At 57.6% G+C, this 11299-nt stretch carries 11 protein-coding genes and 1 pseudogene; 4 read left to right on the top strand and 8 right to left on the bottom strand.

The window, feature by feature from the left end:
- Positions 1-426: pseudogene (locus HMPREF2562_RS02905) on the top strand (hypothetical protein); the annotation flags it as partial.
- Positions 427-429: 3 nt separating this feature from the next.
- Here HMPREF2562_RS02905 and HMPREF2562_RS02900 read toward each other — a convergent pair.
- Positions 430-1311, bottom strand: a complete 882-nt coding sequence (locus tag HMPREF2562_RS02900) for a VOC family protein (protein ID WP_005510913.1) — start codon at positions 1309-1311, stop codon at positions 430-432.
- A 3-nt stretch (positions 1312-1314) separates the two neighbouring features.
- The gene (locus HMPREF2562_RS02895; RefSeq protein WP_005510922.1) at positions 1315-1608 is read right to left on the bottom strand and encodes an RNA-binding S4 domain-containing protein; all 294 of its coding nucleotides are present in this window, start codon (positions 1606-1608) and stop codon (positions 1315-1317) included.
- A 164-nt stretch (positions 1609-1772) separates the two neighbouring features.
- Between HMPREF2562_RS02895 and HMPREF2562_RS02890 the strand changes: the two genes are divergently transcribed.
- Together HMPREF2562_RS02890 and HMPREF2562_RS02885 are read left to right on the top strand one after the other, a co-directional pair.
- Positions 1773-2300: an HPP family protein gene (locus HMPREF2562_RS02890; RefSeq protein ID WP_049189801.1), complete on the top strand. Its 528-nt coding sequence runs from the start codon at positions 1773-1775 to the stop codon at positions 2298-2300.
- Between the two features lie 58 nt (positions 2301-2358).
- Positions 2359-3054 carry a NeuD/PglB/VioB family sugar acetyltransferase gene (locus HMPREF2562_RS02885; protein WP_070547065.1) on the top strand — a complete coding sequence of 232 codons (696 nt, stop codon included), beginning with the start codon at positions 2359-2361 and terminating at the stop codon, positions 3052-3054.
- Here HMPREF2562_RS02885 and HMPREF2562_RS02880 read toward each other — a convergent pair.
- From HMPREF2562_RS02880 to HMPREF2562_RS02855, 6 genes are read right to left on the bottom strand one after another with little or no spacing between them, the layout of a single operon-like run.
- Positions 3038-3703, bottom strand: coding sequence for a sugar transferase (locus HMPREF2562_RS02880; protein ID WP_070547025.1), 666 nt, complete (start codon positions 3701-3703; stop codon positions 3038-3040). The two genes, HMPREF2562_RS02885 and HMPREF2562_RS02880, sit on opposite strands and share 17 nt — an antisense overlap.
- A 10-nt stretch (positions 3704-3713) precedes the next feature.
- Positions 3714-5270, bottom strand: coding sequence for an O-antigen ligase family protein (locus HMPREF2562_RS02875; protein WP_070549596.1), 1557 nt, complete (start codon positions 5268-5270; stop codon positions 3714-3716).
- Positions 5267-6445 (bottom strand): DegT/DnrJ/EryC1/StrS family aminotransferase, encoded by a 1179-nt coding sequence (locus HMPREF2562_RS02870; RefSeq protein ID WP_070547022.1) that lies wholly within the window; start codon positions 6443-6445, stop codon positions 5267-5269. Before HMPREF2562_RS02870 ends, HMPREF2562_RS02875 begins: the two co-directional genes overlap by 4 nt.
- Positions 6445-7635: a glycosyltransferase family 4 protein gene (locus HMPREF2562_RS02865; RefSeq protein WP_070547019.1), complete on the bottom strand. Its 1191-nt coding sequence runs from the start codon at positions 7633-7635 to the stop codon at positions 6445-6447. Before HMPREF2562_RS02865 ends, HMPREF2562_RS02870 begins: the two co-directional genes overlap by 1 nt.
- A 3-nt stretch (positions 7636-7638) precedes the next feature.
- On the bottom strand, positions 7639-8883 hold the full coding sequence (locus HMPREF2562_RS02860; protein WP_070547017.1) for a lipopolysaccharide biosynthesis protein: 1245 nt from the start codon (positions 8881-8883) through the stop codon (positions 7639-7641).
- Between the two features lie 9 nt (positions 8884-8892).
- Positions 8893-10779 (bottom strand): polysaccharide biosynthesis protein, encoded by a 1887-nt coding sequence (locus HMPREF2562_RS02855; RefSeq protein WP_070547016.1) that lies wholly within the window; start codon positions 10777-10779, stop codon positions 8893-8895.
- Positions 10780-11145: 366 nt separating this feature from the next.
- Between HMPREF2562_RS02855 and HMPREF2562_RS10935 the strand changes: the two genes are divergently transcribed.
- Positions 11146-11298 carry a hypothetical protein gene (locus HMPREF2562_RS10935; RefSeq protein ID WP_155877870.1) on the top strand — a complete coding sequence of 51 codons (153 nt, stop codon included), beginning with the start codon at positions 11146-11148 and terminating at the stop codon, positions 11296-11298.
- The last annotated feature ends 1 nt before the right edge of the window (position 11299 follow it).

The following is an 11299-nucleotide window of genomic DNA, read 5'->3' as shown; positions in this document are numbered from 1 at the left end:
TGCGGACACACTTTTCTTTACTTAACCCGAAATATGAGTAGAAACAGATATAGTGCTGCGCGAGCTGTGCCTTTACGCGAGATCACTACAGCAGTGCTTGTTGATGGTGGCTTTTACCGCAAACGCGCGGCAACACTGTTTGGTCATAAGACCGCAGAGGATCGCGCTGATGAACTGGTCAAGTACTGCCATCGCCATATACGTGAATCGCGCGCTGGACTGTACCGAATCTTTTACTACGGCTGCCCACCGTCACAGCGGGTTGTTTATCACCCATTGCTCCAGCAGCAAGTCAACCTTGGTAAAAGTGAACTTTTTACCTGGACCAATGACTTCTTCGCTGCATTGGCTAAAAACGAAGACAATCCTTTACACGTTAACTACACCGGAAAACAGGACCCTGAGGACGACGAAGAAGAGCTCTAGCGCCTACTGGAACTGGCTGAGGTCAATGCCTTCCAGCGGGTCGGACTCGCGGATGTCCTCCTCCGGTGGCAGCGGCACCTCGCAGAGTACAACTGCCGCACCACACGGATCCTGCACAGTTGCCAGCGGGCCGAACTCGGTGGCCTGCGGGGCAACGAGCACGGAACCGCCCAGTTCCTCAGCCTTGGCGACAGCGGTGTCGATGTTCTCCACGCCAAGGTAGGCCAGCCAGCCAACGAAGCTCTTATCTGCCGCATCGGTCTGTGCAGCAACCGAGCTGGCTACCAAGCCAGCGAACGGCGCCCCGTCTTCCATCGCAACTGCGAAAGTGCCGTGCTCGTTCTTGTTGCGCACTGCGATTTCCCAGCCAAAGAAGTTGTGGTAGAAGTCCGCGACCTGCTCAAAGGTCTCCTCTGGGCCTGCGACCAGCTCGAACCACACCGGGGTGCCGGGCTCGCCCGCTGCAATGAAGGCCTGCTCACCCGGCTGTTCCAAAAGTCCAATGAGGCCACCGGCGGGGTCGGAAACGACGGCCATCGTGGATCCGTCGACAAGCGGGGTCGGTTCCTGGAAGACCTCGGCGCCGAGCTCACGCGCCTTCTCGACGGCACCAGCGGCGGAGTCGACATGGAAATTCACGCGCCACTGGTTGACGAAGGCATCCTCAGCGTCCTTATCGGCCTCAAGCAGCACCGACACCGGCATTCCGGACAGCATGGCAACGCGGCGACCAGCGGATGCCTCGCGGGCATCCTCATGGATTGGCGCGGTATTGCGATAAGCCCACCCAAGAACGCCGCGGTAGAAGCGCTCGGTCTTACGCGGTGCGGCGGAGAGCAGATCTACGCGCAGGGGCATGCCAAATTCGGCGGGAAATGCGGGCATGAGTTACAAGTTCCTCCACTTTTCAGGATCAAAGTCATCGTCGGCGGTGGCCTCATCAAAGTAGTCATCATCGACTTCATCGGCGGTGGCCACGCGTGCCGACATACCGGCAACAGAGACGACGTCCCCTGGACGCAGCACCTTGCCACGGCGAGTGTCGACCTCACCGTTCACGCTGACCTGGCCCTCGGCAATGAGTTCCTTGGCCAGACCGCCCGTTTCCACCAGGTTTGCCAACTTCAGGAATTGCCCGAGACGGATGGACTCATCCCGGATTGCGACATCGATAGGCTCCATGCCCTTAAGTGTGTCATATCCGGTGAAAATGGTCGGGGGTTGGTTCGGGTCTGGTTCGGCTTTGTAGGCTTGGGAGACCTGGGAGCCACCCCATTTAAACTTCTATTTCAATAAAAACCTCGAACCGCGACGCGGATGAGGCAGCACACCCTAACATCGTTCTCATGTCTAATTCACGGTCTCCGAAGTGGCCCCGGATCGCCAGCGAAGCGCCACCTCGCCCTCCGCTACGCCATGTTATCGCCGCCTCGGTAGCCGTGAGCCTGCCGCTGATGACCCTGGCACTCATCTCAACTTCTGTCTCTGACCTGCTATTTCTGCCTCCTATTGGCGCTGCCATGGCGCTTATTGTCGGTGCGCCCAACTTGCCTCTGGCTCAGCCACGAAATGTCGTGGTCGGACACCTCATCGGCTGCACGACTGGCATCGCAATTCTGCACATGTTGGGTTCGACCATCATTGCTGCAGCGGTTGCCGCCGGCGTCGCCTTCGCGCTCATGCTTCTTGCTCGCGCGGCGCACTCCCCTGCCACCGCTACCGCTATGGTCACTGTGCTGATGCCACACGGTCATGGGCTCGCCAACGATTTCCGCTTCATAGGCTTCATTTTCGCTTCGTCGATCATGATCGTGATGCTTGGCATCCTCGCAAATCGACTGCGCGGCCTCCGCTATCCCACATACTGGTGGTAGGTGGATTCGGGGTCACGCACTCCGGCTGAATACGGCTATCAGTGGGATAATGACACTCATGCTAAAGCAGTGGATTAACAACACGACGACCGAAAAGATTGTCATCGTCGGCGCTGGTGGTTTTGGGCGAAACGTGGTCAGCTTCATCAAGGACATCAACGACTACGCAGCAGCCAACGGCCTACCACCGCAGTGGGAAATCCTAGGCATTATTGATGATGGCACCCCAGATATGACCTTTTTCCACAAAATGGGTGTGCAACTCTTGGGCAAAACCGAAATCCTCGCGGACTTACCCGAGGGGGTCTACTACACAGTCGCAATCGGCAGCGGCGCTGCTCGACGTTCGATTGCGCAACGCGCAGATACCGAAGGGCTCGTGCCTGCGACTCTGGTCCACCCAGACACCAGCATTGGCGCGCTGGTCTCGCTCGGCGAGGGCACGGTCATCTGCCCCGGAGCGCGCCTGACCTGCAATATTGAGGTAGGCAAGCACGCCCAAATCAATATGAATGTCACGATTGGCCACGATGCGGTGCTGCGGGACTACTGCACAATCTTCCCGCTCAATGCCGTGTCGGGCTTTGTCACGCTTGGCGAAGCCTGCACGCTAGGAGCCAACTCCGTAATCAACCCCGGCCTCACCGTTGGTGAGGGAGCGTACATCGGATCCGGAGCCGCAGTTACCAGAAACGTCGATGACTACACCGTTGTCGCCGGTGTTCCCGCAGGCGTGATTAAGAACCTGCGTTAGCCGAATCGTCCTTATCCGACGAATTCTCATCCGACGAACCGGTGAACTCGGTCATGGTCACTTGCCCCTCTTCCGAGATCCCTTCACGCTTGAGCACCACCAAGATAGTGTCGAGCAGAATCTTTGCATCGAGCAGTAGCGACCAATTATCCACGTACTGCACGTCGTACTCGAAACGTTCTTCCCAGGTGATGCCATTGCGGCCCGAGACCTGGGCAAGCCCCGTAATTCCCGGTGGCACCTCATGGCGGCGTGCTTGGCGCGGCGAATAGCGCTCTAGGTACTTCATGCGCAGCGGGCGCGGACCAACGAGGCTCATGTCTCCACGCAGTACATTGATGAGCTCCGGGAGCTCATCCAAGCTTGTGGACCGAAGGAATTTTCCCACCTCGGTGAGGCGGGACGCATCGTCGACAAGCCCCTTTGCCGGATTGACGTGATGCATCGTCCGGAACTTGAGGATATTAAACGGCTTACCATCCTGCCCCGGACGTTCCTGACGGAACAGGACTGGCTTTCCCATGGAAAGTCGCACTGCCAGAGCCGTAGCGCCCATAACTGGCGACAGCACAATCAAGCCCGCTGCAGATGCCGCGATGTCGATGCCGCGCTTAATTACCCGTTGCGCGCGGATGCTCAGTGAATCCATTGGTCATCTCCTACTTTTCGTTGAACATTTCGCGCAGAAGCTTTTCGGCACGCGCATCGACTTCCTCATTGGAACGGTTCCTGACCAGCCAACCAACCGCACCCACTACACCGGCCGCGGCAAACGACGCTGCCGCAACGCGCAGCTTCCTGTTGTCATTCTTGTTGTCAGGCGCACTTTGCTTGACGACGGCCACCGCTGGCTCCGGCTCCGGCACAACCGGCCCCGCGGTATCGGTGACCATGACTGGTTCGGGCTCGGCTGCGGGTTCTGGTTGCGGCTCCAGCTCTGGTTCTGCCGATGCTGCGTCCTTGCGCCGTAGGCTCAGCATCGCAAATGCTGCTGCAAAGCCAAATAGCCATAGCGAACGGGAATCGTAGTAGTAGCCGGAAAAAACCTGTGCCACAAGAACCGAGAATGCCACGGCTGCGGTCAGACCAGCTTGAAGAAACTTGAATAGGTGGCGACAGGCGATTGCCAACACAACCAGCACAATCACAAACAGACCGATACCTATGACACCCGCTTCAGATCCGACTGTGTAGAAGATATTGTGCGGATGCTCCAGTGGACGTGAAGACCTCGGTGTCGACAGCACAACGAAGCTATGCAGGCCTCCACCAAAGATGCGGTGTTCACTCATGATTCGGAAAGCTTCATCATGGAGATAACCGCGTCCGGAATCATGTTCTTTTTCGAAGGTCAATTGGATAAAGCGCGTCTTAAAGTATTCTTCAATCTCGGTACCTGCGATGAACCGCGAGTATCCGTACGCGACCGCTGCGGCGACTGCGACGTAAAAAACAGTCGCCCACTTCCAACCCCAGTGAAAAAACACAGCTATTGCGGTAAAGAGGACTACCACGGTGGTAGCAACCAGTACACCGCGGCTTCCCGACGCAACGAGACCGTAAGCAAATGGTGCAGCAAACAAGAGAACTGCCCACATGAACTTACGCCACAGCATGAAAAACACAGCTGCCGCGATGCCGTACAGCATGAAACGGGCAAAGACATTCGGTCCACCGCCGAACGCCGTCATGCGCCCGACATATTTCGGACCAGTAATGCCACCGTAGAGAAAAATAAGCGAGCAAATGGCTACTGCTAACCACAGCCATACCAGTGCCTGAGGATGCAAATAGAACAGTATTGCTGACATCGTGGCGATGAGCCCAAGCGTTATCAACGCAGTAACGACAGGAGCAACTTCGGCAGCTTCGGGGGCCCACAGTCCGGACAGCATCATCCAGAACAACCAGGCATAGAAAGCCACTAATGCCCACACGGCCATCGGCCACTGCTTTACATTGCCAGCGCCTTTCATCGCATTCAGCCAACTCTGGCGCTGCGCTTCTGGGGTGCCGAAGGCGGTAAGGATTGCAACAACCACCAAAATCGGCAATGCAAGAGAGAGATCAGGAAGCGCCGAAGAGACGTCCTTCATCGTCGTGTCGCCAACGTAGAGGACACCAGCAAACATTCCTGCGGCCACCACAATAAACAGCGACTGCAGTATTGGTTTTCGCTGTTTTACAGTTTCTCCAGCTACCTCTGTAGGAGTCATCCCAGCACTTCCTTCAAAACACCTATCACCCGCGCGACGTCGTCATCGTCCAGCGCCGGACCACTAGGAAGAGTAATGCCGCGGGAGAAAAGATTCTCAGCGGTGCCGTTGATGGTCGCTCGCGCGCCTTCATACACCGGCTGTAGGTGCATGGGCTTCCACAGGTGACGAGCCTCAATGTTGGCCTCACCCAGTGCTGCAATCACGCTGTCTGGGCTCAGGACGCCCTTATCGACGGCCTCCTGTGGCAGCACAATTGAGGTCAGCCAGCAGTTCTCGGTGAAACGCTCGTCGGAGTCAGAGAGCAAGCGGGTACCTTTACCAGGGGCATCGTCGTCAAGCGAGGCGAGCAAATCGATGTACGCATCGCGAATCTGGCGGCGGCGAGCGATCATGTCGTCCAGACGCGAGTGCTGCGCCCGCCCCAGTGCGGCGAGCAGATTGGACAGGCGGTAGTTGTAGCCGATTTCGGTGTGCTCGTACCAAGCGACGGGCTGACGCGCCTGCGTGGAGAGGTAGCGCGCGCGGGCGATGAGATCGGCATCATCGGACAGCAGCATGCCACCGCCGGAGGTGGTCATGATTTTGTTGCCGTTGAAAGACAGCGCGGCGGCACGGCCGAAACTGCCGGCCGGCTGACCATGGACGCTGGCACCGAGCGCCTCGGCGGCGTCCTCGATGAGCGCGATGCCGAGTTCTTCCAGGCGTGGCGCGAAGGCCGGGTAATCGGCGCAGCGGCCAAAGAGGTCCACAATCATCACGGCGGGAACGCTCTTGCCCTCGGCAAGCAGCTCATCGACGGTGCCGAGCAGCAGCTCAGGGTCGATGTTTCCGTCCTCTGCGGCATCGACGAACACCGGCGTAGCACCAACGTAAGCAATGGCGTTGGTCGTGGCCGCGAAGGTCATGGTGGAAACCGGAATGTAGTCACCTTCACCAATCCCCAGCGCGAGCAGCGCCAAGTGCAGGCCAGCAGTTCCAGACGACAGCGCGAGCGCGTGCTCAACACCGCAGCGCTTGGCAATCTCCGCTTCAAACGCGTCTACCTCGGGACCCAACGGAGCCACCCAACCAGAGTGGAGTGCACGAACGACGGCCTGTTCTTCTGCTTCGGTGACTGTCGCGAGCGAAAGAAAGATCCGCTCATTGGGCTTGTTAGTGTCGGCGTTAGTCATTACTTCTGAACCTTTCGAACGCGGTTGAGTACCTCGATGAGCTGGTTGTACAGGCTGTCACGAGCAAAACGCTTCTCACCCAGTTCGCGGTTTCGCTGTCCCGCTGCGCGCATCTCATCGCGGTCGGAGATGATCTCAGCGAATCGCTTGGCCGCAGTCGGAATATCGCGCGAGAGACGCCAGCCGGCATCGTGCTCGGTTGCGGCTTCCTCCAGCCAGCCACCGTGGTTGAACACCACCGGACGCGATGCGGCCATGGCATCGAAGACCTTGTTCAGGGAATTGCCCTCCAGGCAGGGGTCATCACGCAGCGGCGATAGCGCGATATCGGCGGCAGACACGTACTTGGCGACATCTTCCTTCGGCTGACGGCCGAGGAACATCGCATCGGCATCGAGGCCAGCGTTCTCAGCGCGCTGGTACAACGCATCCGAGTCGCTTCCCTGCCCCAGCAGGACAAAGCGCACATTCTCCACGCCATCACGACGCAGCTGCGCCGCCAAATCCACAAGCCACTCCAGCTGGTAGGACATGCCAAAACCACCAGCGTAGACCGCCACCACGTCATCGCCCCAGCCCTGCTCCTTACGGAAAGCTGCACGCTGCTCGACCGGGACATCAAAACGCTCAAAGTCCGACGCATTCGGAATGACAGTCACGCACTTCTTCGGAGCTACCTCTTTGACGCCATCGGCCATCGACGGCGACAGCGCCACGACCTCGCTCGATGCCGCATAAAATGCCTTCTCCAGTTGCTTGGCCAGGAAAATCGCCACCGGATTATTGAGGTAGCCCAACTTGATTGGCACCTCTGGCCACAGGTCACGGATCTCCGCCACCAACGGCGCACGCTGGGTAAACTTCGCCACAATTCCCGGAACCGCCACAGTCAGCGGAGTCGAGGACGCGTAAATCACGTCGGCAGGCACACGGGCAGCAACCGCGGAGGCGCGCACCAGGAAGTTGAAGAAACTGACGATGCGCTCGCGCTTCGACATTTCATTGCGGTACGGAATCGCTAAACGACGCACGTGGATGCCATCGACCGTTTTATCCATGGCCTCATCGCGACCACAGATCATTGTCACCTCGTGGCCTGCAGCGGCCATTCGGCGGGCAAACTCGTAGGGTCGGGAACCACCCGGCTCACCGGGGAGAACAAAGTGCTGGTGGATATAAGTGATTCGCATTGTTTAGCTTTCCTCGATTACGTCGACGGGAAGTTCTTCGTTGGTGGTTGATGGATTTTTCGGGCCTCTGCTCGGCTGCATCAACGCCACTGCGGCAACAACGGCTGCTGCAAAGTAGACAACTGCGCTGGTCCACGCGAGACCGAGGGCGTCTCCGAGAAGAATGCCAATCGGGTAACAAATGACAGCGATAACGGCGGAAATGAGCTCCACTCGGCCAATTCGACGGGGATTGTCGCTGCCGAGAATTTCACCGCACAGGTGTCGGTAGCAGCCGAGCACCACGGCCGCGATAGTCAGTGGCAGCACCAACTCCCGAGCAGGCTCAAACTCATGGCCGAATACCGGCACGATGAGGAAGTAGAGTGCCATACCACCGAGCGCACCAAGCGCGCCGTACGCTGCAGTGACTATGCCAAGGTGTCGGAGCACACGAGACGGGGTGAGTTCGCGACCCCTCTGGTCGCTGGTGCGCTGATCGGCGACTGACTGCGCGACCCAGTACAGCGGCTCTGTCGCCGTCGCCACGACCACGAAAAGGCCTAACGACGCCGGCGAGGCCAGCGCCGGCAGTAAAACGCGCCCCAAGCGTGTGGTCGTCAGCGGTCCGAGACCCGATGCGATGAACGGGGCATTTGTACGAGCCGTCTCTACCACTCCGCCGACACGGGAATCGGTATGCTCGCGTGACTTCGCCAGCGACCAGATTGCCAGGGGCAGCGCCGGGAAGATGTAGGCCGCAGCCCACCAGCGCCAGTCCTCGACTCCAGCGAAATACAGCGCAGTGCTAATCAGCAGCACTGAGCCCTGGAAGCCGACGAATACTGCGACGAAGAAGGACACTCGATGGCGGCTGATGGCCATCGCACGAACCATGGAAAATGACACGGTAACCAAGGCGACAATGCCGGCCATTGCCGTCCACGGTCCGTAGACGACTCCTGCGATGGCGCAGGCAATCAGAGCGACCACGGTCATGGCGTAACCACTCGGAATGAGACCGTGGTCGTAATCATCGCGGCGCAGCAAAAGCCGATCGGCCCCAAAGCCGACGAATGGCGCCACAATATAGGCGAACTGCAAAACGGTAGCGACCTCGCCTCGACCAGCGGGCCCCAGCACTCGCGCGGAAAGAATACTGACCACAAAGGCGACGACTGCGGCGAGCGCTGAAGCTGCCGAAATCGTCGCAACTGTTCGAACTCTTTGCGCCAGCTGCCCGGAGTTAGAGGAGCTGGTAGTTGTCACGGTGGGGAGTCATCCTAACTTTTTTGCTTTCGCACTAACGGTTGCAAGTGATTGTGCACCGGTGGGATGCGCCTCAATACTGCTTTGCGCCCCACCGTGCTCTGCAAGCCAACGACGTGCAGCATCGTGATTATGTGTGCACGGGAGAATCCGCGAATTCAGCCGTTCCGGCTCAACACGTACCTCAGTGATTAGCGGATGACGATCACCGATCTTGGGAACCTCGCGGTCATCAACCAAGTCTTCGGAGATTTTCTCACCTTCGCGAAGGCCCGTGTAGACAATCTCTACGTCTGCGTCATGGAGCCTGATCAAGTTCTCCGCCAGCTCAGCAATCTTGACCGGCTTACCCATCTCCAGCACCAGAGTCTCACCGGACTCTGCAATAACGGTAGCCTGCAGCACCAGCTGCGATGCCTCCGGAATGGTCATGAAGTAGCGCTGAACGTCAGGATGCGTCACCGTCACCGGGCCGCCCTCTTCAATCTGACGCTGGAAAGTCGTAATGACTGAACCGCGCGAGCCAAACACGTTACCGAAGCGGACAGATGCCCAGACACCTTCGTGAGTTTTCCCCATGTGCGCAGTCAGACGTTCCGCAGCGCGCTTGGATTCACCCAGAATCGAGGCCGGGTTCGCAGCCTTGTCCGTGGAAATATTAATAACGGTTGAAACGTTGGCCCCAGCCGCTGCATCCAGGACGTTCTGAGTTCCGATGACATTGGTTTGAACTGCTTCTGCAGGGTAGCTCTCCAGCAGCGGCAGGTGCTTGAGAGCTGCAGCATGGTAGACAACATCGGGCTTGCGCTCGGTGAAGATTTGCGTCAGCATTTCCGCGTCACGGATATCAGCCAGGACGGTATCGGAGCCGTCGAGAAGCGCCGAACCCGTCAGCGACAGCTGCGTGGCATGCAAGCCGCCCTCATCGCGATCCAGCATAATCAGTTCTGCCGGCTCAAAGCGGTGAACCTGTCGGCAGATTTCGGAACCGATAGAACCTCCAGCGCCGGTGACCAGCACCTTCTTACCGCGGATTATGGAAGCGACCTTGGATTCATCCAGGTGCAGAGGCTGACGGCCAATGAGGTCGGCGATGTTAATTTCGCGCACCTGCGAGGTAGCGACAGCACCACGGTGGCGCGAATACTCCTCCACCGGCGGCAGAATGAGCAGGCGCAGGGACGATTCCTCACAAATGTGGTTGAGGACGTTGATGCACTCAGTGGACAGTGGCTCATCAGTAGCAATGATGACCGACTGCGCCGAAGTGCGCGATGCGAGCTCACCCAGCTGATCAATTCCACGAATCACGCGGAGACCATGGATACGAGAAATATGGTTCTCGCGGCTTTCTTTGGGATCGACGATTCCAACCAAGTGGAAGCGGTTCTCACGGGAGATACCGGAATCCGTAAGGCTGTTAATAAAGAACTTGGCTCGACGGCCTGCACCGAGAACGATCAAGCGGTCATCCGTCTGACGGGAGCCAAAGTTGTTGGTAATCCAGCGAGCGAGAGTTCGGGTATAGATACTTGCCAAAGTTGCGACACAGCCACCGGCGAACGGAACGTACCACGCAATTTCCGGGAAGGTCTTCAGGATTTGAGCCAAGCCAGTGGCTGCGGTAGCACCGCCCATGCTGATGCTCAGCAGAACAATATCTTCAGTTCGACTGCCGGGCCATACGCGTTGCGGGTTGGTGTACTCCCCGAGCAGCAGGCCGAGCAGGACGATGACGGCCACGGCGACAGCGACAACCAAAAAATTAGTGCCTGATATTTCAGAGAAAGATACCAATTCACCGCGGACGATTCCGTTAGCGGCGGACAGCGCAATCAGCCAGGCGAGTACGTCAAATACGCACCAGGCGAGCTGCTTCCAGTCTCGGATAAACATTCTTATGCCTTTTACTGCTGGTTAAATTTTCTTACGCACAATGCGTTCCACAGGCTTGGCATACTATGCGATATGAACTACATTTACAGCCCCCTACTACAAAGGGCTACCCCATCGTTCGGGTAGCCAAAAAGCCACCTTTACCACTCATCATTCTCCCTGGTAAAACAACGTTTCACCAACTGTTTACTGAAGCTTCAATCTGTTTACATTCATCTAACTAGCTGTACAAACTAGCTTCTAACGTAACCACTTCCTGACGATTGCAATTAATGCACGATCACCTCTTTATTGAGATGTTTATTCAAGGAAGTATTTGCGTGAATACTCAAACAATCGTTTTTGACAAAAGGGTTACACTTCCCCGTGAGCACATCATCAACGCGTCGGGCACGCGCTTTCATCACCCGGAAGCCCTTCCTTACTACCCTGATGCTGATTCAAAACCGGATGGGTCAGACACAGAAGACCACACAGTTCTGGCAGGCCCACAAAAACGGCGAAGACCCGACCAAATAAA

The sequence above is a fragment of the Corynebacterium sp. HMSC077G07 genome (genome assembly GCF_001809225.1).
GTDB classification, from domain to species: Bacteria; Actinomycetota; Actinomycetes; order Mycobacteriales; family Mycobacteriaceae; genus Corynebacterium; species Corynebacterium jeikeium_D.
This window is presented reverse-complemented; position numbering and strand designations above follow the sequence as displayed.